Genomic DNA, 19,207 nt, shown 5'->3' with positions numbered 1-19,207 from the left:
ATATCCCACAGGGGGAGCGAGTTGCGACATGGCCATCCTGCCAGGGAGGGTGTGGAGATTCAGGGGATGTGTCGACGGATCTGAGCCAGGCGGTTTGTGGCACATCTACAACAGCCTGTCCTCGTCGTACGCTGACCGTCCGCACGCGCGAGACGACGGGAGAACGCAGTGGCCGGAACGACCGTGGCCGAGGTGCTGGCCGAACTGGCCGCGCTCGAGGACCCGAAGGCGCGCGCCGTGAACGAGAAACACGGCGACGACCACGGCGTGAACCTCGGCAAACTGCGCGCCATCGCCAAGCGCCTCAAGACGCAGCAGGCACTCGCCGTCGAGCTCTGGGCCACGGGCGACAGCGCGGCGCGGCTGCTCGCCCTCCTGATCTGCCGCCCGAAGGCGTTCGAGCGCGACGCACTCGACTCCATGCTGCGCGAAGCCCGTACGCCCAAGGTGCACGACTGGCTCGTGACCTACGTGGTGAAGAAGAGCCCGTACGCGGAGGAACTGCGCCTCGCCTGGATCGCCGATCCGGATCCCGTGGTCGCGAGCGCGGGCTGGGCCCTGACCACCGACCGCGTCGCGAAGCACCCGCAGGACCTCGACCTCACGGCCCTCCTCGACGTCATCGAGGCGCGGATGAAGGACGCCCCGGACCGCCTCCAGTGGGCGATGAACCACTGCCTGGCCCAGATCGGCATCGAGCACGCCGCGTACCGGGACCGGGCGATCGGGATCGGGGAACGGCTCGGGGTGCTGAAGGACTACCCGACCCCGAAGGGGTGCACGTCGCCGTACGCGCCGGTGTGGATCGACGAGATGGTGCGGCGGCGGACCGCGATCAAGTAGGCGGGGGGCAGCGGGCTCGCTAGCCTCCGGTCATGCACAGCACCCTCACCGAGCACGCCCGGTGCCTCTACGGGGACGAGTACCGCGCCACGCCCGAGTGCGGGCGCGAGCACCGAGAGCACTACTTCGTCGAGGAGCTGACCTTCGCCGACGCGGACGCGATCCTCGCCATGCTGCGCGCACTGTGCCCGCACGTCGTCGACGGCCTGCTGCCGGTCTGGGTCCGGAACCTGGCGTACCGGCTGGTGCTCCTGCAGCGGCCGGACGAACCGGCTCTGTTGCGTGAGGCCGCCGAGAACCTCTGGCTGCACGGCCCGGACTGGGACGGCATCGCGGCGGATCTCGTACGGCGGGCAGAGGCCCTGGAAGCTCGCTGACCCGGGATTGTCAGTGGTGGGCGGCAGGATGAGCGCATGACGACGACTTCAGCCGTTCCGGGCTTTCCGCTGTCCGACGCCACCGCCTACGCCGCCGCCGTGGAGCAGGCCAGGGGCGCGGCCGCCGCGTACTACGAGGGCGGCACCTCCGTGCTCGACGACGACGCGTACGACCGGCTGGCGCGGGCGATCGCCGCGTACGAGGACGCGCATCCCGAAGAGGTGCTGCCCGAGTCGCCGTCGGGGAAGGTCGCCGGGGGAGCGGTCGAGGGCGACGTGGCGCACACGGTGGTGATGCTGAGCCTGGACAACGTGTTCTCGGACGAGGAGTTCACCACCTGGGCCGCCTCCCTGGAGCGCCGCATCGGCCGGCCCGTGACGCGCTGGAACGTGCAGCCGAAGCTGGACGGCCTCGCGATCGCCGCCCGGTACGTCGACGGGCGGCTGAGCCGGCTGATCACCCGGGGCGACGGCACGGCCGGCGAGGACGTCTCGCACGCGATCGGCACCATCGAGGGTCTCCCTGAGACGCTGAGTGAGCCGGTCACCGTCGAGGTGCGCGGCGAAGTCCTCATGACCCTCGCCCAGTTCGAGTACGCCAACCAGGTCCGCACCGAGCACGGCGGGGCCCCGTTCGCGAACCCGCGCAACGCCGCGGCGGGCACCCTGCGCGCGAAGGACCGCGCCTACACGGTGCCCATGACGTTCTTCGGGTACGGGTTGCTGCCGTTGCCCGAGACGGACGGGGCCCTGGCCGCCGTACTCGGCGAGGAAGCGCACGGCGCGCTGCTCGACCGGGCCGCCGGGTACGGCGTCAACACCCCGGCCACGACCGAGGTCCCGGGCGTCGTCGTCGACACCGTCGAGGAGGTGCTCGCCCGCGTCCGGGAGGTCGCCGCGCGCCGCGCGGAACTGCCGTTCGGCATCGACGGGATCGTCGTCAAGGCCGACCTCGCCGCCGACCAGCAGGCAGCCGGATCGGGCTCGCGGGCACCGCGCTGGGCCGTCGCCTTCAAGCTCCCCGCCGTCGAGAAGATCACCAAGCTGTTGGGCGTGGAGTGGAACGTGGGGCGTACGGGGATCATCGCCCCGCGCGCGGTCCTGCAGCCGGTCGAGATCGACGGGTCCACCGTCACGTACGCCACCCTGCACAACCCGAACGACATCACCCGCCGCGACCTGCGCATCGGCGACCAGGTCATGGTCTACAAGGCGGGCGACATCATCCCCCGCATCGAAGCCCCGGTCGCCCATCTGCGCACCGGCGACGAGACGGAGATCGTCTTCCCCGCCGAGTGCCCGCAGTGCGGCTCCGGCATTGACACCGGTGAGCAGCGCTGGCGGTGCGAGCGCGGCCGCAACTGCCATCTGGTCGCCGCGATCTCGTACGCCGCGGGCCGCGACCAGCTCGACATCGAGGGCCTCGGCCACTCCCGTGTCGTCCAGCTCGTGGAGGCCGGGTTCGTCACCGCGCTGCCCGATCTGTTCGACCGTGTCACGCGCGAGCAACTGCTCGGCCTGGAGCGGATGGGCGAGACCAGCACCGACAACCTTCTCGCCGCCCTCGACGCCGCCAAGCGGCAGCCGCTGTCCCGGGTGCTGTGTGCGCTGGGCATCCGTGGCACGGGCCGGTCCATGTCCCGTCGTATCGCCCGTCACTTCGCCACGATGGACGCGATCCGGGCCGCCGACCCCGAGGCGATGCAGCGGGTCGAGGGGATCGGCGCGGAGAAGGCCCCGGTGATCGTGGCCGAACTCGCCGACCTTGCCGAGCAGATCGACCGGCTCGCGGCCGCGGGCCTGGGGATGAGCGAGCCCGGCGCGACCGCGCCCGTCGAGGCGGAGGAGGATCAAGTCGCCGCGCCCGCAGGCCCGTTGGCCGGGATGAAGGTCGTCGTCACCGGGGCGATGACAGGGCCCTTGGAGAGCCTGTCCCGCAACCAGATGAACGAGCTGATCGAGCGGGCGGGCGGCAAGTCGTCCGGCAGCGTCTCGAAGAACACGAGCCTCGTCGTCGCAGGAGAGGGCGCCGGATCGAAGCGGGCCAAGGCCGAGGACCTCGGCATCCGGCTCGCCGACCCGGACGAGTTCGCCGCGCTGGTCGCCGACTTCCTGGAGTGAACCGCCGGTGGTGCCGCGCCGGGTCAGGACTTGCCGGTTCCTGACTCCAGCGCCCCGAGCGCGTCCTCGGCGGCCTTCAGGGCGCCCTTGCGCACGGTGTCGGCCGAGGGCGCACCCTTCGACTCGAAGTCGCTGCCGTTGTAGGTGACGGTGATCAGCGCGTTGGCCTTGCGGACCGTCACCACGGACTCGCGGGTCTCCTGCTTGTCCTTGGTGGTGAGGCCCGTCGTCAGCCGGGCCTCGTCACCGAGACCGGACCGGTCCTCGCCGTCGACGTTGCTCTTGAAGGCCTCCTTCGCGAGCGCGTCGGAGCCCTTCATCTCGAAGGAGACGTCGAGCCAGCGGTAGTCGTAGCCCTTGAGCGCGCTCCAGGAACAGCCGCGGCGCACCGACCGGTCGGTCGCCGAGAGTTCCTTGCCGGCCGGCTTCGCGCCCGGCACCAGCGACGTGACCGTCTTGGCGGCGACCGCGTCGCAGGGCACCGGGGGCTCGGGGTACGTCTTGGCGGCCACGCTCGCGCTGGGGCTCTGCGGCGCCGACGACTGCGGGCTCGCCCCGTCGTGGTGCTCGGCGGCGGGCTCGGCCATCGTTCCGGTGGACCAGGCCCAGCCCGCGCAGGCGAGCACGGCGACCGGCAGCAGCCGGGCCGCCAGGGTGACCGGGAGCGGGAGAGAACGCACGGCGTACGTCCCTTACGTCAGGTGGGGTGGGGGACGCCAGTCTCACACGAGTTGCTGTGCGGCGATACCGCCACTTCTGTCACCCCGGCATCACGCACCGGCATCGTCCCGGCGTACGGCCGTGACCAGCCAGACCCCCGCGCGCATCCGTACGCCGCTCGCGGTCGCGTACGGGCGGAGCGTGTCCTCGAGGGCGGCGCGCGTCGCCGCGGACACGCGGCGGTCCGGGGTGCGCGAGAGCAGGAAGTCGACGGCGTCCGCCGGGGAATCGCCCCAGCGGGTGTGCACGTCCAGCGGGTTGACCGCGATCTGTTCGTACGTGCGGTGCAGCGCGGCGTGCACCTGGTACGGCTCGGCCAGGGACGCCATCGCGGCGTGCGCGGCGAGCAGGCCCGGATCGGGCTCGACGGGAGTGCCGTCCTGCGCCAGCCGCCGGGCGAACAGACCGAGAGCGGCGCTCTCCTCGATCTCGGGCCCGGGGCGGCGCGGGCAGACGAAGACGAGCCGGCCGCCCCTGCGCAGCGCCCGCGCCACGTTCGCGAACGCCGCCACATGGTCGTCGAAGAACATCACCCCGCCGCGGCTGATCGCGACGTCGTAGCCGCCGGGCGGGAAGCGGTGGGTCTGCGCGTCCCCGAGTTCGTACGCGGCGTTGCGGACCTCTTCCCCGGCGGTGCGCGCCCGCGCCTGCTCCAGGAGCGGCGCCGAGATGTCGACGCCGACGGCATGGCCGGGCGCCGCGAGCCGCGCCGCCGTCCGCGTCGTCGCGCCGGCGCCGCAGCCGATGTCGAGCACCCGGTCGCCGGGGCCGATGCCCGCCGCGGCGAACAGCGCCTCGTCGACGTCGCCGATCATCGCGTCGAACTGCCGGTGGTGCGTGGCCCAGTGCTGTCCGAGCGGCCCGTTCCACGCGTCCGCGAGATGCACGTTCGTGGTGGTCATGACGTCTCCAGGAGTTCCGGTACGGGCAGCGCCGACTCGATGCGGTCGACGGCGGCGAACGCCCCGTACGCGATCAGATGGACCAGGCAGTGATCGGTGAACGGCGGCACCCGCCACGCCGCGACGTCCTCCTCGGTGATCCGGTACGGCGCGAGCGCGGCGAGCAGCGCGAGCCGCGCCCCCGGCCGCTCCCGCCGGTCGGGCAACTCGCCCCAGACCGCCGGCGGATGGGACCCGTCCCACTTGGCGACGGTTTCCTGTACGAGGGTGAGGTCGGCGTCGTCGAGCAGGCCGGCGCCCGTAGTGGCGGCGGTGCGCAGGGCGTCGTAGGCCGGGCCGACCGAGGTGCCGGCGGCCCAGGCGGGGCCCGCGCCGGGGGAGTCGAGCAGGGCGAGGGACGTGCCGGGCGTGTGGTCGGCGCGCACGACGCGGGACATGCTGCGGCCCGCGAGCGAACGGATCGCCTGCACGCGCTGGGCGCCGGCCGGCAGCAGGCGCTCGGTGAGCAGCGCCGACACGATCCGGTTGATGAAGTGGAAGGTGAGCGCCGTGCCCAGGTGGGAGGCGAGGTCGTCGCGGGCGAAGGGCGGCGCCAGCAGGTCGGTGGAGCCGGGGACGCGGGTGGCGCGGCCCCACTCGATGAGCCGTGCCGCGCGGGCGTCGCGCGGGGTCTCGGCGCGGGCCACCGACTCGCCGAGCCCGTGGTCGCCGTTCGCGTGCAGCAGCACGGCGTGGGCGTCCACGCAGAACGGGCAGCGGTTCGCCAGGGAGGTGCCGGCCGCGATCAGTTCGCGGTCGGTGCGCGAGCCGCTGCCCGCGATCAGGGACTCGCGCAGCAACGCCCAGGCCGGCGCGAGGAGTTCGGGAGCCGAGGCCAGGACGACCAGGGTCGGCGGATGCGCGATGCCGAAGTCGGTGGCGGTCTGCGCGTAGACCGCGGCGGCGGTGCCGGTGGCGGACTTCGGGGCGGGCGGAACGGTGTGGCGGAACTGGCCGGACATGGCGGCTCCTCGGCGGTGACGCGTCGTGTGATCTGACCTCCACAGGCTGGCCCGGCGGGGCAGGCCGGGGCGTCGTACGGCGGAGCCGAGCTCGATCTACTCCCGGGGGAGTAGCCGTGCCGCCGGAGCAGTCCTCGCGACGGAGGGACGTTGTCAGTGGGCGCGTCTAACCTTCGAGGCATGCAGGGGGACTTGGCGGAGAAGGAGAGCGCGCCGCTCAAGGCGCCACCGGCAGCGCCACCGACAGCGCCGGCGAAGGCATCGGCGAAGGTGCCGACGTCGTGGCGCGCGTACTGCGGCGACGCGGCGCTCGCCGTCGTGGTCGGTGCGCTCGTCGTGCTCGGCGCGGCGCTCGGGGACGGCGCGGCGCCGCTGGACTACGTCCTGATGTGCGCGGCGGCGGCATCGCTCGCGGGCTATCGACGGGCGCCGCGCGCGGTCCTGATCGCCTCAACCGCCTTGACGGCGGCCTACGTCGCGCACGCGCACCCGGACCCGCTGGCGGCGCTCCCCGTCCTCGGCTCCGTGCACACGGCGGCCCGGGCGGGCCACCGCGGGCTCGGCGCGATGGCGGCGGTGTCCTTCCTCGCGCTCTACACGGTGCAGGACGCGTTCGCGCACGACGGTGCGGTCACCCGCGGACTGCTGCTCGCCGGCTGGTTCCTGTGCGCGGTCGCGACGGGGCTCGCCGACAAGAACTGGCAGGCGTATCTGCGCCAGACCGAGCAGCGGGCCCTGGAGGCGGAGCGCACCCGCGAGGAGGCGGCGCTGCGCCGCGCGGGCGAGGAGCGGCTGCGCATCGCCCGCGAGCTGCACGACTCGCTGACCCACAGCATCTCGATCGTCAAGCTCCAGGCGGGCGTCGCCGTCCATCTCGCCCGCAAGCGCGGCGAGGAGATACCCCCCGCACTGCTCGCCATCCAGGAGGCCAGCGGCGAGGCGATGCGCGAACTGCGGGCGACCCTCGGCGTGCTGCGCGCGGACGAGCCGACGGGCACGCCGGCGCTGCTGGTCGAGCGGGCCTGCTCGGCCGGGATAGCCGCCACGCTCACGGTCACCGGACGCGAGCGCCCGCAGCCTGCGCCCGTCGACCGCACCGTCTACCGCATCGTCCAGGAGACCCTGACGAACGTGGCGCGGCACGCGGGCCGTGAGGCGCGGGTGGACGTCCATCTCGCGTACGGAGACGGTGAGTTGACGGTGAGCGTGACGGACGACGGCGCCGCCGCTCCGGCCGGTCCGCCCGTGGAGGGCACGGGCCTGACGGGCATGCGCGAGCGCGTCGCGTCGCTCGGCGGCACGCTGACGGCGGGCCCGCGCGCGGAGGGCGGGTTCGAGGTGCGGGCGGTGCTGCCGCTGGACACGGCCCATGCCGCGACGGCCGGAGTGGCGCCGTGATCCGGGTCGTCCTCGTCGACGACCAGGCGCTCATGCGGGCCGGTTTCCGTGCGCTCCTCGACGCGGAGGACGGGATCGAGGTCGTCGGGGAGGCCGGGGACGGGGAGGAGGGGGTCCGGCTCGTGCGCGCCCGCCTGCCCGACGTCGTCCTGATGGATGTGCAGATGCCGGGCGTCAGCGGGATCGAGGCGACCCGGCGGATCGCCGCCGATCCCGACCTCGCCCGCGTACGCGTCGTCATCCTCACCAACTACGGCCTGGACGAGTACGTCTTCGAGGCGCTGCGCGCGGGCGCCTCCGGGTTCCTGCTCAAGGACAGTGAGCCGGAGGACCTGCTCGCCGGCATCGCGGTCGTCGCGCGGGGCGACGCCCTCCTGTCGCCGTCCGTGACCCGCCGCCTCATCGGCGAGTTCGTGGCCCGGCCGCCGGACCGGGCGACCGCACCGGGCCTGGAGGGCCTGACCCCGCGCGAGCGCGAGGTCACCGCGCTCGCCGCGCGCGGCCTGACCAACGAGGAGATCGCCACGCACATGGTGGTCAGCCCGTTCACCGCCAAGACCCATGTCAGCCGCGCGATGATCAAGCTCGGCGCCCGCGACCGGGCCCAACTCGTCGTGTTCGCGTACGAGTCGGGCCTGGTCACCGCACGCGGCCACGGGGCCGGGCCGGCACCTTCGTATGAACGCGGGGAAGTGCCCGCTAGGATCCGGACACGTTGCTGAGGGCGCGGACGCCTGGTCCGCCGTGGTGGTTGGGGGTCGGCGTTGGCCGCTGGTCGTGTGGTGCGCTTCGACGGAGCGCGCGGTTATGGGTTCATCGCGCCGGACGACGGCGGTGAGGACGTCTTCCTGCATGTGAACGACCTCCTCATCCCCGAGTCGTATCTGCGCACGGGTCTGAAGGTCGAGTTCGAGATCGAGGAGGGCGACCGCGGCCCCAAGGCGTCGTCGGTCCGGCTCGCCGAGGGCGCCTCCGCCCCGGCGCCCGCCCGGCACGTGGCGGCCGACGGCGACGACGTCCTGTGCGACGTGCTGCGCGTCGACGAGTTCACCAACGAGGTCACGGAGCTGCTGCTGCGCTCCGCCCCGTCCCTCACCGGCGAGCAGATCCTGGCGATCCGCCGTGAGCTGGTGCAGAACGGCCGCAAGCACGGCTGGGTGGACAGCTGACCCCTGCCGCACCGCAGATGAACTGCCCGGGGCCCGGGCCGAGTCGACGTACTCGGTCCGGGCCCTGTCCGTTCTTCCCCCTCTTCTCCCAGGATGTCGCGGCCGGTCATTCAAATTTCATCGATTGCGGTCCGGCATCCGGACAACCCCCTTGTCTCGCGGACTGTATGCGAAATACGTTCTGCGGTATTCCTTGATCGCCCACAGGTTTCCTGCGGATCTCTTCCCTGGCGGAGGTATCTCCTCGTGCGCCGAACAGCGGTTGCCCTCGCGGCAGTTGCCTTGGTGATGTCCACAACGGCGGGCTGCGGCTCCCTTCAGTCCTCGGCCACCGAGGTCGGCGGGGAGCGGATGGCCGACGACCGCCCGGTCCGTGACGGCGGCACTCTCACCGTCGCCCTCAACGCGGACCCCGACAAGCTCGACCCGACCCTCGCGCAGACCCTCGTGGGCCGCACCGTCTTCGCCGGCATGTGCGAGAAGCTCTACGACGTCGACGCGGAGGGGAAGGTCGTGCCCCAGCTCGCGACCGCCCTGCCGAAGGTCTCCGGCGACGGCCGCACCGTCACCTTCGGCGTCCGCGACGACGCGGAGTTCAGCGACGGCACCAAGCTGGACGCGGCCGCCGTCGTCACCTCGCTGCTGCGCCACCGCGACCTCGCGGGCTCGGCCCGCGCCACCGAACTCGCCCCGCTGAAATCGGCGCGGGCCACCGGGCCGTACGAGGTGAAGCTCACGCTCAAGCAGCCGTACGTGCCGCTGACCGCCGTCCTCGCCGACCGCTCCGGCATGGTGATGTCACCGGCCGCGCTCAAGAAGTACGGCAAGAACTTCACCAACCACCCCTCCTGCGTAGGGCCGTTCAGATTCGTCGAGCGGGTCGGCGGCGACCGCATCGTCCTCGCCAAGGACGCGCACTACTACGACTCCGACGCCGTCCACCTCGACAAGGTGATCTACAAGCCGATCCCCGACGGCAGCGTCCGCCTCGCCAACCTGCGCTCCGGCGACATCCAGATCGGCGACCAGATGGTCCCCGTCGACGTGAAGAGCGCCCTCACCGACAACAAGCTCCAGCTCTTCAACTCGCCCTCCCTCGGCTACCAGGGCATCGGCATCAACGTCGGCAACGTCAAGGGCCTCGGCCAGGCGCCCGGCCGCGTCGACACCCCGCTCGCCCGCGACGCCCGCGTCCGCGAGGCCTTCGAGCTCTCCATCGACCGCGACCTCATCAACAAGGTCGTCTTCCAGGGCATGTACGAGCCCGCGTGCGGCCCCGTCTCGCCCGAGTCGGCGCTCGCGCCCGGCGTGAAGGCGTCGCAGTGCCCGAAGCGCGATGTCGCCCGCGCCAAGCGGCTGTTGAGGCAGGCGGGCGTCAAGACGCCCGTGCACATCGAGCTGAAGACGTCCACGACCCCCGAGTGGAGCCGCATCGGCCAGGTCGTCCAGGCCATGGCCAAGGACGCCGGATTCGCCGTGACACTGCGTCCCACCGAGTACGCGACGATGCTGGAGGAGACCGACGACGGCCACTACGAGGCCTTCAACAGCGGCTGGTCCGGACGGCTCGACCCGGACGGCAACATCGCGAGCTTCCTCCAGACCAAGGGCGCGATGAACGCCTACGGACTCTCCGACAAGAAGATCGACGCCCTCATCGAGCGTGGCCGCACCGAGGCCGACCCCGCCGAACGCGCCCGGATCTACGCCGAGTTGACGCGCCGCGCGAACGACGCCCGCGCGCTCGTCTACCTCTACCGCCAGAAGAACTACGTCGTCGCAGGAAAGGACGTCGCGGGCGTACGCGTCTACGGCGACGGCCTCGTCCGCGTGAAGGATGCGGGGTACGCCAAGTGACGACCGCTCAGATCGCCCTCAAGCGGCCCGGGCTGCTCGCCGGGCACCCCATGGCCAAGTATGTCCTGACGCGCGTGCGCCAGTCCGTCATCACGCTCTTCCTCGTCTCGGTCGTCGTCTTCGCCGGCATCCGCGCACTGCCCGGCGACCCCGCGCTCGCCCTCGCGGGCGAGGAGCGCAGCCCCGAGGCACTCGCCGCGATCCGCTCCGAGTACGGGCTCGACGACAACATCGTGGTGCAGTACGGGCGTTTCATCGGCCACGCCCTCCAGGGCGACCTCGGGACGTCCTCGCGCACCGGCCTGCCCGTCTCCGACGCCATCGCGCAGGCGCTGCCCGTCACCCTCGAACTCGCCGCGCTGTCCCTGCTGTTGGCGATCGTCCTCGGCATCGGCGCGGGTGTCGTCGCGGCCGTACGCCGCGGCAGGCCCGCCGAGTGGATCGCCAACGCCCTCGCGCTGCTCGGCCTGTCGGTGCCGACGTTCTGGCTGGGCATGGTCCTCGTCCTCGCGTTCGCCATCGCCGTGCCCGTCTTCGCGGCCTCCGGCTTCGTGCCCTTCGCCGCCGACCCGCTGGACAACCTGCGCCGCATGGTGCTGCCGTCGATCGTCCTCGGCTCCGGGCTCGCCGCCGTCGTCATGCGCCAGACCCGCGCCGCGATGCTCGACTCGCTCTCCGCCGACTACGTCCGCACGGCCCGCGCCAAGGGCCTGTCGCGCCGCGAGGTGATCGGCGGGCACGCGCTGCGCAACTCGCTCGTCACCGTCGTGACCGTACTCGGCCTGCAACTGGGCCACTTGATCTCCGGCGCCGTCGTCACCGAGCAGATCTTCGTGCTCCCCGGCTTCGGCAAACTCACCATCGACGCCGTCTTCACCCGGGACTACGCGACCCTTCAGGGCGTCGTCCTGTGCACGTCCTTCGCGTACATCTTCATCAACCTGCTGGTCGACGTGGCGTACTCGGTCATCGACCCGCGCATCCGGCTCGGAGGTGCCCGGTGACCACGCTCGCCCTCACGACGGTCCGCGCCCGGATCGCCGGCAACGGCAAGCTGCGCGCCCTGCGCCGGAACAAGCTCGCCATGACCGGTGGCGTCATCGCCGCGGTCTTCGTGCTCGCCGCGCTGTTCGCCCCGCTCGTCGCCCCGTACGACCCGTCGCGGCCGGACTTCGCGCACGTCCTCGCCGCACCGAGCTGGACCCACTGGCTCGGCACCGACGACCTCGGCCGCGACCAGCTCTCCCGCGTCATGTTCGGGGCGCGGGCCTCCATGCAGGTCGGCGTCCTCGCGGTGGTGCTCGCCTTCCTCGTCGGCGTCCCGCTGGGCCTGCTCGCCGGGTACTACGGGAAGATCGCCGACAGCGTCGTCTCGCGCGTGACCGACACGATGCTCGCGTTCCCCTTCCTGGTCCTGGCCGTCGGCCTCGCCGCCGTCCTCGGCCCGTCCCTGACCAACGCGACCATCGCCATCGGCATCTCGCAGATCCCGGCGGTCATACGGATAACCCGCGCCGAGACGCTCCGCCTCAAGCACGTCGACTACGTGGCCGCGGCCGTCGCCAACGGCGGCGGGGACGGCACCGTCCTGTTCCGGCACATCCTCCCGAACGCGACGTCCGCGCTCACCGTCCAGGCCACCGTCGGCATCCCCGCCGCCATCATCAGCGAGGCCCTGCTCAGCTTCCTCGGCCTCGGTGTCCAGCCGCCCGACCCGTCCCTCGGCGTGATGCTGTCGTCCGCCCAGTCCTTCCTCGCGCCCGCGCCCTGGATGGCGGTGTTCCCCGGCCTCGCGGTGGTCGCCGCGACCCTGGCGTTCAACCTGCTCGGCGACGGCCTGCGCGACGTCCTCGACCCCCGTGGAGCGACCCGATGAACGAGCCGGTTCTCAGCGTGCGGGACCTGTCGGTCTCCTTCACCTCCGACACCCGCACCGTGCACGCCGTCGACCACCTCTCGTACGAGGTCCACGCCGGCGAGGTCCTCGCGGTGGTGGGCGAATCGGGGTGCGGCAAGTCCGTCACGTCCATGGCCGTCATGGGGCTGCTCCCGCCCACCGCCCGCGTCACCGGCTCGATCCGCCTCGGCGGGCGCGAACTCGCCGGCGCCGACGACAGGACGTACGGGAAGATCCGCGGCAAGGACATGGCCATGATCTTCCAGGAGCCCATGACCTCCCTGAACCCGGTGCTCACCGTCGGGCGGCAGATCGGCGAGGTGCTCCGCCGCCACCAGGGGCTCGGCAAGAAGGAGGCACGCGCGCGTGCCGTCGAACTCCTCGACCTCGTCGGCATCCCGGCGCCCGCCGAGCGCGTCGACGAGTATCCGCACCAGCTCTCCGGCGGCATGCGCCAGCGCGTGATGATCGCCATCGCGGTCGCCTGCGACCCGACGGTCCTCATCGCCGACGAGCCGACGACGGCCCTCGACGTGACCGTCCAGGCGGGCATCCTGGACGTGCTCCGGTCGCTGCGCGAGCGGCTCGGCACCGCCATCGTGCTCATCACGCACGACCTGGGAGTCGTCGCCGACACCGCCGACCGGGTGCTCGTCATGTATGCGGGCCGTCCCGTCGAACAGGCCCCGGTGGACGAGCTGTTCGCCGCACCCCGGCACCCGTACACGCGCGGCCTGCTCTCCGCGGTCCTCAAGCCCGGCGCCACCGGCAAGCGGCGGCTGCCCGAGATCCCCGGCCTGGTGCCGAGCCTCGACGCGCAGCCCGACGCCTGTACGTTCGCGCCGCGCTGCGCCCGCGCCGACGACACCTGCACCGCGAGCCGCCCCGGCTTCAAGGCGGTCCCCGACAAGAACGGTGCCGCCGGGGCCGACGCCGCCCACCGCGCCGCCTGCTGGCACCCGCACACCCTCCAGGAGGCGATCGCCCCATGAGCACCATGAGTGCTATGAGCACCCAGAGCACCCCGGTCCTTGAACTCGTCGCCCTGGAACGCCACTTCGCCGGCTCCGGCGGCACCGTGCGCGCCGCCGACGGCGTCACCCTCACCGTCGGCCGCGGCGAGGTCGTCGGCCTCGTCGGCGAGTCCGGCAGCGGCAAGTCGACCGTCGGCCGCTGCGCCGTACGCCTCGACGACCCCACGTCCGGCACGGTCCGCATCAACGGCACCGACGTGACGACCCTGTCCCGGCGGGCCCTGCGCCCCCTGCGCAAGGACTTCCACCTGGTCTTCCAGGACCCGCCCTCGTCGCTCGACCCGCGCATGACGGTCGGCGAGATCATCGCCGAACCGATCCGGCTGCACGCCATGGTGAAGAGCAAAGACGCCGCACGCGCGCGCGTGGCGGAACTTCTCGCCCAAGTAGGGCTGCGCCCCGAACACGCCGACCGCCACCCGCACGAACTCTCCGGCGGCCAGCGGCAGCGCATCTCCATCGCCCGCGCGCTCTCCGTGGACCCCGACCTCCTGGTCGCGGACGAGCCGACGTCGGCGCTCGACGTCTCCGTGCAGGCGTCCGTGCTCAACCTCCTCGCCGACCTCCAGCGCGACCGCGGCTTCGGCTGCCTGTTCATCACGCACGACCTGGCCGCCGTGGAGTACCTCGCCGACCGGATCGCCGTCATGTACCTGGGCCGGATCGTCGAACAGGCCCCTACGGGCGAGCTGTTCGCCGATCCCAAGCACCCCTACACCCAGGCCCTCCTGTCGGCCGCTCCCGTCCCCGACCCGGCCACCCAGCGCACCCGCCGGCGCATCGTCCTCAGCGGCGAACTGCCCAGCCCCCTCGCCCCTCCGCCCGGCTGCCGCTTCCACACGCGCTGCCCGCTCGCCGTGGACCGCTGCCGCACCGAGGTACCCGCCCTGCGCACCCTGGAAGGCGGCCGCGAGGTCTCCTGCCACCTGGTCGCCGACGACGGCACCGCACCCGACGCGGCCGGCGCCCCCTCTCGTACGATCCCGAACACCCGCACCGCCACCCGCTAGGAGCCTCCTTGTTCACCACCCGGCCGACCCTCCAGGGCACCTTCGGCATGGTGTCCTCCACGCACTACCTCGCCTCCCAGTCCGCGATGGCGGTCCTGGAGGACGGCGGCAACGCCTACGACGCCGCCGTCGCCGCGGGCTTCGTGCTGCACGTCGTCGAGCCGCACCTGAACGGGCCCGCGGGCGAGGTGCCGATCATCCTCGCCCCGGCCGGCGGCGAGGTGCGGGTGCTGTGCGGACAGGGGGTGGCCCCGGCCGGCGCCACCGTCGCGCACTACCGCTCCCTCGGCCTCGACCTCGTGCCCGGCACCGGACCGCTCGCCGCGGCCGTGCCCGGCGCCTTCGACGCCTGGATGCTGCTCCTGAAGGACCACGGCACGAAGCCGCTCGCCGACGTCCTCAAGTACGCGATCGGTTACGCCGAGGACGGGCACGCCCCGGTCGAGCGCGTCGGCGAGACCGTCGAGACCGTCCGCGCCCTCTTCGAGGACGAGTGGCTCTCGTCAGCCGAGATCTACCTGGTCGACGGCAAGGCGCCGCGGCCCGGCGAACTCCTGCGCAACCGGCAGCTCGCCGCCACCTGGAAGCGGCTCATAGAAGAGGCCGAGGCGGGCGGCGGGGCGGACCGCGTCGCCCAGATCGAGGAGGCCCGGCGCATCTGGCGCGAGGGCTTCATCGCCGAGGCGCTCGTACGGCAGTCGGGGCGCCCCACGAAGGACACCAGCGGCGAGCGCCACACCGGCACGCTCACCCTTGAGGACCTCGCTTCCTGGGAGGCCACTTACGAGGCGCCCGCCACGTACGACTGGAACGGCTGGACGCTGTGCAAGGCCGGCGGCTGGAGCCAGGGCCCCGCGTTCCTCCAGCAGCTCGCGCTCCTCCCGCCGGAACTGCCCGCCTACATGTCGGCCGACTACGTCCACCTCCTGATCGAGGGCTGCAAGCTCGCGATGGCCGACCGGGAGGCCTGGTACGGCGACGCGGCGGACGTCCCCGTGGACGTGCTGCTGTCGGACGACTACAACGCGGCGCGGCGCGCCCTCGTCGACCCCGAGAAGGCCTCGCACGAGCTGCGCCCCGGCAGCCCGCTCGGCGCCGAGCCGCGGCTGAGCGCCCACGCGCACGCCGTCGCCTCCGGAGAGCCCGGCTTCGACGCCATGGGGCTCGCGGGCGCGGGGGAGCCCACCGTCGCCAAGAGCCCGACGTCGCCGGTGCCCGGTGAGCCCGACGTGAGCGAGGACGGGCTCACCCGTGGCGACACCTGCCACCTGGACATCGTCGACCGCTGGGGCAACATGGTCGCCGCGACCCCGTCCGGCGGCTGGCTCCAGTCCAACCCGGTCGTCCCCGAGCTCGGCTTCCCGCTCGGCACCCGCCTCCAGATGGCGTGGCTCGACGAGGGACTGCCGAACTCGCTCACCCCGGGCCGCCGCCCCCGCACGACCCTCACCCCGTCCCTCGCCCTGAAGGACGGCGTCCCGGTCATGGCCTTCGGCACCCCGGGCGGCGACCAGCAGGACCAGTGGCAGGTGCACTTCTTCCTCGCGGTGGCGCTGCGCGAGGCGGTCCGCGGCGGCCTCGACCTCCAGGGCGCCATCGACGCCCCGAACTGGCACAACGACTCGTTCCCCGGCTCCTTCTTCCCGCGCGGCATGCGGCCGGGGTCGGTCACCGTCGAGTCCCGCATGGACGCGGAGGTCGTCGCCGAGCTGCGGCGCCGCGGCCATGACGTGACGGTGGGCGACGCCTGGTCGGAGGGGCGGCTGTGCGCGGTCGCCCGTGACCCGCGCACCGGCGTCCTGTCGGCGGCGGCGAACCCGCGGGGCATGCAGGGCTACGCCGTCGGCCGCTGACGCCGCCCTGCGTCACAGAGGGTGGAATCGCCGATTTCACGGTGATTCCACCCTCTGTTCACCCTGCGGGTACGCGTTGTCAGTGGCGCGTGTTCTCATGGAGCCATGATCGAAACAATGACGGAAAGCATCGACGACTTTCTGAACCACAAGGTCACCGACCAGCTCGTGTCCGACGTGGAGCGCACCGTGCGCGCCGCGGCCGCCGCCGAGATCACCCCGCGCTTCCGGCAGCTCGCCGCCCACGAGATCCAGGAGAAGAGCGCCCCGCACGACCTCGTCACGGTCGCCGACCAGCGCGCCGAGGTGTACCTCACGCGCGAGCTGGCCGCCCTGCTGCCCGGCTCCGTCGTGGTCGGCGAGGAGGCCGTCGCCGCGGACCCGACGACGTACGAGGCGATACGGGGCACCGCCCCGGTGTGGATCGTCGACCCGGTCGACGGCACCCGCCAGTTCGTCCACGGCGACCCCGGCTTCTGCACCCTCGTCGCCCTCGCGCTCGACGGCGTGGTCGTCGCCTCGTGGACGTACGCGCCCGCGCTCGACGAGTTCGCCGTCGCGGTCCGCGGCCGGGGCGCGCGGCTCAACGGGCAGGCGCTGCACGCCGGTTCGCCCGCTCCGGGCGCGGACCTGGCCGTCGCGACCTCCCACCCCGACTACACCACCGACGACCAGAAGCGCGCGCTGCTCTGCCTGCGCACGGACGGCTTCGCGCCGCGCCCCTGCGGCTCGGCCGGTCTGGAGTACCTGGCGGTCGCCCGCGGCGCCCTCGACGCCACGGCGTTCAGCTGGGAGCTGGCCTGGGACCACGCGGCGGGCCTGCTCCTCGTGGAGGAGGCGGGCGGCGCCCACCTCACCCGCGGGGGCGTCCCGTTCGTGATCACCGGGGGCAACGCCCTGCCGTTCACCGCGGCCCGGGACGCGGCCACGGCCCGCCGGGTGGCAGGACTTCTGTCGGGCGGAGCCTGACCCGAAGGGGCTGCCGTCCGCCGCGCCCCACCCGCGCCCCTGCCCTGTCGGTGCTCAGGCCTATCCTGTGGGAGCAGTGGCCATCGGCTGACGAAGGAGTCCGAAGGTGCCGTCGATGCTCGATGCGGTGGTGGTGGGAGCGGGGCCCAACGGGCTGACCGCCGCTGTCGAACTGGCCAGACGGGGTTTCTCCGTGTCCCTGTTCGAGGCGAAGGACACCGTCGGCGGCGGGGCGCGCACCGAGGAGCTGACGCTGCCCGGCTTCCGCCACGACCCCTGCTCCGCCGCGCACCCGCTAGGGATCAACTCCCCGGCGTTCCGCGCCATGCCGCTGGAGCGGTACGGACTGGAGTGGGCGCAGCCCGCGCTGCCCATGGCGCACCCCTTCCCGGACGGAACGGCCGCCGTCCTCTCCCGGTCGGTCGCCGAGACCGCCGCCTCGTTCGGGCCGCGCGACGCGGGCACGTACCGCCGGCTCGTCGAGCCGCTGCTTCCGCACTGGGACACCCTCGTACGGGACTTCATGTCGCTGCCGCTCAGCGCGCTGCCACGTGACCCGGTCACCCTCGCCCGGTTCGGACTCGTCGGCCTGCCGCCCGCGACCTGGCAGCTGCGCCGCTTCCGCGACGAGCGGGCGGCCGCCCTGTTCGCGGGTCTCGTCGCCCACGTCATCGCCCCGCTCGGCGGCTTCGCGACCTCCGCGATCGGTCTCGTCTTCGCGCTCGCCGCCCACGCGCGCGGCTGGCCCCTCGCCCGCGGCGGCTCCCAGTCGATCTCCGACGCGCTCGCCGCGTACCTGAAGGACCTCGGCGGCACGATCCACACCGACTTCGAGGTCAAGCGGCTCGACGATCTGCCGCCCGCCCGCGCCTACATCTTCGACACCTCGCCCACGGCCCTCGCCCGGATCGCCGGCCTCGGCCGCTACTACGACCGTTTCCGCTACGGAGCGAGCGTCTTCAAGGTCGACTACGCCCTGGACGGCCCCGTGCCGTGGACGGCGAAGGAGGCCCGCTCGGCGGGCACGGTCCAGGTCGGCCCGTACCGCTCCGACATCGACACCGCCCTGCGCGCCGCGTCCCGCGAGGGCCGCGGGCCCGAGTCGCCGTTCCTCATCACCGTGCAGCCGACCGTCACCGACCCGACGCGCGCGCCCGAGGGCAAGCACACGTTCTGGGCGTACGGTCACGTGCCGAACGGCTGGGACGGGGACCTGACCGACGCGATCGAGCGCCAACTGGAGCGCTTCGCCCCGGGGTTCAGGGACCTGGTGCTCGCCCGCGCCACGGCGGGCCCGCCCCAGCTCGCCTCCCGCAACGCCAACTACGTGGGCGGCGACATCGCCGCGGGCGCCGCCAGCGGCCTCCAACTGCTGCTGCGCCCCAAGCTGACCCTCTCCCCGTACACCACGCCGCACCCGGCCGTCTTCATCTGCTCGTCGTCGACGCCCCCGGGCCCCGGCGTCCACGGCATGTCCGGGCACAACGCGGCGAAGGCCGTCTGGCGCAAGCTGCGAGCGGCCTCATGAGCCCTCGACTGACCCTGGTCCAGGGCGACATCACCGAGCAAGAGGTCGACGCGATCGTCAACGCGGCGAACTCGTCGCTGCTCGGCGGCGGCGGAGTCGACGGCGCCATCCACCGCCGCGGCGGCCCCGAGATCCTCGCCGCCTGCCGCGAGCTGCGCGCCTCGCACTACGGCAAGGGCCTGGCCACGGGACAGGCCGTGGCGACCACCGCGGGCCGTCTCCCCGCCCGCCACGTCATCCACACCGTCGGCCCCCGCTGGTCCCCGACCGAGGACCGCTCCGCGCTGCTCGTCTCCTGCTACCGCGAGTCACTGCGCGTCGCCGACGAGCTCGGGGCGCGCACCGTCGCCTTCCCGGCGATCTCGACCGGGATCTACGGCTGGCCCCTGGACGACGGTGCCCGGATCGCCGTGGAGACGGTGCGGCAGGCGCGGACCACGTCCGTGACGCAGGTGCGGTTCGTGGTGTTCGACGAGCGGGCGCGGGCGGCGTTCGCCGCGCACCTGGGGGAGACCGCCCCCTGAAGGT

At 72.9% G+C, this 19,207-nt stretch carries 18 protein-coding genes; 15 read left to right on the top strand and 3 right to left on the bottom strand.

The genetic code is table 11. The annotated features are described in order from the left end of the window. Positions 1–168 precede the first annotated feature (168 nt). Genes AB0L37_RS10865 through ligA form a run of 3 tightly spaced genes read left to right on the top strand, consistent with a single transcriptional unit; the run spans position 169 to position 3,341 of the window. Complete coding sequence (locus AB0L37_RS10865) at positions 169–843, top strand: DNA alkylation repair protein (RefSeq protein ID WP_365502646.1); 675 nt, start codon at positions 169–171, stop codon at positions 841–843. A gap of 32 nt (positions 844–875) precedes the next feature. Then, positions 876–1,220: a hypothetical protein gene (locus tag AB0L37_RS10860; protein WP_365502644.1), complete on the top strand. Its 345-nt coding sequence runs from the start codon at positions 876–878 to the stop codon at positions 1,218–1,220. A gap of 36 nt (positions 1,221–1,256) precedes the next feature. Beyond that, positions 1,257–3,341 carry an NAD-dependent DNA ligase LigA gene (ligA, locus tag AB0L37_RS10855; RefSeq protein ID WP_365502642.1) on the top strand — a complete coding sequence of 695 codons (2,085 nt, stop codon included), beginning with the start codon at positions 1,257–1,259 and terminating at the stop codon, positions 3,339–3,341. Between the two features lie 23 nt (positions 3,342–3,364). Here the strand turns inward: ligA and AB0L37_RS10850 are convergent, their stop codons facing one another. From AB0L37_RS10850 to AB0L37_RS10840, 3 genes are all read right to left on the bottom strand, one after another. After that, positions 3,365–4,021 (bottom strand): hypothetical protein, encoded by a 657-nt coding sequence (locus AB0L37_RS10850; protein ID WP_365502640.1) that lies wholly within the window; start codon positions 4,019–4,021, stop codon positions 3,365–3,367. 90 nt (positions 4,022–4,111) lie between these two features. Beyond that, complete coding sequence (locus AB0L37_RS10845; RefSeq protein WP_365502638.1) at positions 4,112–4,963, bottom strand: class I SAM-dependent methyltransferase; 852 nt, start codon at positions 4,961–4,963, stop codon at positions 4,112–4,114. Beyond that, positions 4,960–5,964 (bottom strand): carboxymuconolactone decarboxylase family protein, encoded by a 1,005-nt coding sequence (locus AB0L37_RS10840; protein ID WP_365502636.1) that lies wholly within the window; start codon positions 5,962–5,964, stop codon positions 4,960–4,962. The genes AB0L37_RS10845 and AB0L37_RS10840 overlap by 4 nt, the downstream gene beginning before the upstream one ends. Before the next feature lie 180 nt (positions 5,965–6,144). Between AB0L37_RS10840 and AB0L37_RS10835 the strand changes: the two genes are divergently transcribed. The 12 genes from AB0L37_RS10835 (at position 6,145) to AB0L37_RS10780 (ending at position 19,203) form a co-directional block, all read left to right on the top strand. After that, a complete protein-coding gene (locus AB0L37_RS10835) occupies positions 6,145–7,362 on the top strand; it encodes a sensor histidine kinase (RefSeq protein WP_365502634.1) in 1,218 nt (405 codons plus the stop codon). Continuing rightward, positions 7,359–8,084: a response regulator transcription factor gene (locus tag AB0L37_RS10830; RefSeq protein ID WP_365502632.1), complete on the top strand. Its 726-nt coding sequence runs from the start codon at positions 7,359–7,361 to the stop codon at positions 8,082–8,084. Before AB0L37_RS10835 ends, AB0L37_RS10830 begins: the two co-directional genes overlap by 4 nt. A 42-nt stretch (positions 8,085–8,126) precedes the next feature. Beyond that, positions 8,127–8,531 (top strand): cold shock domain-containing protein, encoded by a 405-nt coding sequence (locus tag AB0L37_RS10825; protein ID WP_365502630.1) that lies wholly within the window; start codon positions 8,127–8,129, stop codon positions 8,529–8,531. A gap of 288 nt (positions 8,532–8,819) precedes the next feature. Continuing rightward, complete coding sequence (locus AB0L37_RS10820; RefSeq protein WP_365502628.1) at positions 8,820–10,388, top strand: ABC transporter substrate-binding protein; 1,569 nt, start codon at positions 8,820–8,822, stop codon at positions 10,386–10,388. A 50-nt stretch (positions 10,389–10,438) separates the two neighbouring features. Further along, positions 10,439–11,392, top strand: coding sequence for an ABC transporter permease (locus AB0L37_RS10815; protein WP_365502747.1), 954 nt, complete (start codon positions 10,439–10,441; stop codon positions 11,390–11,392). After that, positions 11,389–12,264 carry an ABC transporter permease gene (locus AB0L37_RS10810; protein WP_365502626.1) on the top strand — a complete coding sequence of 292 codons (876 nt, stop codon included), beginning with the start codon at positions 11,389–11,391 and terminating at the stop codon, positions 12,262–12,264. Before AB0L37_RS10815 ends, AB0L37_RS10810 begins: the two co-directional genes overlap by 4 nt. Continuing rightward, positions 12,261–13,277 carry an ABC transporter ATP-binding protein gene (locus tag AB0L37_RS10805; protein ID WP_365502624.1) on the top strand — a complete coding sequence of 339 codons (1,017 nt, stop codon included), beginning with the start codon at positions 12,261–12,263 and terminating at the stop codon, positions 13,275–13,277. Before AB0L37_RS10810 ends, AB0L37_RS10805 begins: the two co-directional genes overlap by 4 nt. Positions 13,278–13,291: 14 nt before the next feature. After that, positions 13,292–14,329 carry an oligopeptide/dipeptide ABC transporter ATP-binding protein gene (locus AB0L37_RS10800; protein WP_365502622.1) on the top strand — a complete coding sequence of 346 codons (1,038 nt, stop codon included), beginning with the start codon at positions 13,292–13,294 and terminating at the stop codon, positions 14,327–14,329. Between the two features lie 8 nt (positions 14,330–14,337). Continuing rightward, positions 14,338–16,182, top strand: coding sequence for a gamma-glutamyltransferase (locus AB0L37_RS10795; protein WP_365502620.1), 1,845 nt, complete (start codon positions 14,338–14,340; stop codon positions 16,180–16,182). A gap of 105 nt (positions 16,183–16,287) precedes the next feature. Beyond that, a complete protein-coding gene (locus AB0L37_RS10790) occupies positions 16,288–17,151 on the top strand; it encodes an inositol monophosphatase family protein (protein ID WP_365502618.1) in 864 nt (287 codons plus the stop codon). A 115-nt stretch (positions 17,152–17,266) separates the two neighbouring features. Next, positions 17,267–18,679 (top strand): NAD(P)/FAD-dependent oxidoreductase, encoded by a 1,413-nt coding sequence (locus AB0L37_RS10785; RefSeq protein WP_365502616.1) that lies wholly within the window; start codon positions 17,267–17,269, stop codon positions 18,677–18,679. After that, on the top strand, positions 18,676–19,203 hold the full coding sequence (locus AB0L37_RS10780) for an O-acetyl-ADP-ribose deacetylase (protein ID WP_365502614.1): 528 nt from the start codon (positions 18,676–18,678) through the stop codon (positions 19,201–19,203). Before AB0L37_RS10785 ends, AB0L37_RS10780 begins: the two co-directional genes overlap by 4 nt. The last annotated feature ends 4 nt before the right edge of the window (positions 19,204–19,207 follow it).

Source organism: Streptomyces sp. NPDC052225, assembly GCF_040679615.1.
Classification (GTDB): domain Bacteria; phylum Actinomycetota; class Actinomycetes; order Streptomycetales; family Streptomycetaceae; genus Streptomyces.
The sequence above is the reverse complement of the archived record's forward strand: the minus strand, read 5'-3'. Positions and strand labels throughout refer to the sequence as shown.

Bases quoted from the DNA above. Each gene is read 5' to 3' on its own strand.
- AB0L37_RS10860 (WP_365502644.1), top strand. From the start codon at position 876: ATGCACAGCACCCTCACCGAGCACGCCCGGTGCCTCTACGGGGACGAG.
- ligA (WP_365502642.1), top strand. From the start codon at position 1,257: ATGACGACGACTTCAGCCGTTCCGGGCTTTCCGCTGTCCGACGCCACC.
- AB0L37_RS10845 (WP_365502638.1), bottom strand. From the start codon at position 4,963: ATGACCACCACGAACGTGCATCTCGCGGACGCGTGGAACGGGCCGCTC.
- AB0L37_RS10840 (WP_365502636.1), bottom strand. From the start codon at position 5,964: ATGTCCGGCCAGTTCCGCCACACCGTTCCGCCCGCCCCGAAGTCCGCC.
- AB0L37_RS10835 (WP_365502634.1), top strand. From the start codon at position 6,145: ATGCAGGGGGACTTGGCGGAGAAGGAGAGCGCGCCGCTCAAGGCGCCA.
- AB0L37_RS10820 (WP_365502628.1), top strand. From the start codon at position 8,820: ATGTCCACAACGGCGGGCTGCGGCTCCCTTCAGTCCTCGGCCACCGAG.
- AB0L37_RS10815 (WP_365502747.1), top strand. From the start codon at position 10,439: ATGGCCAAGTATGTCCTGACGCGCGTGCGCCAGTCCGTCATCACGCTC.
- AB0L37_RS10805 (WP_365502624.1), top strand. From the start codon at position 12,261: ATGAACGAGCCGGTTCTCAGCGTGCGGGACCTGTCGGTCTCCTTCACC.
- AB0L37_RS10800 (WP_365502622.1), top strand. From the start codon at position 13,292: ATGAGCACCCAGAGCACCCCGGTCCTTGAACTCGTCGCCCTGGAACGC.
- AB0L37_RS10790 (WP_365502618.1), top strand. From the start codon at position 16,288: ATGATCGAAACAATGACGGAAAGCATCGACGACTTTCTGAACCACAAG.
- AB0L37_RS10785 (WP_365502616.1), top strand. From the start codon at position 17,267: ATGCTCGATGCGGTGGTGGTGGGAGCGGGGCCCAACGGGCTGACCGCC.
- AB0L37_RS10780 (WP_365502614.1), top strand. From the start codon at position 18,676: ATGAGCCCTCGACTGACCCTGGTCCAGGGCGACATCACCGAGCAAGAG.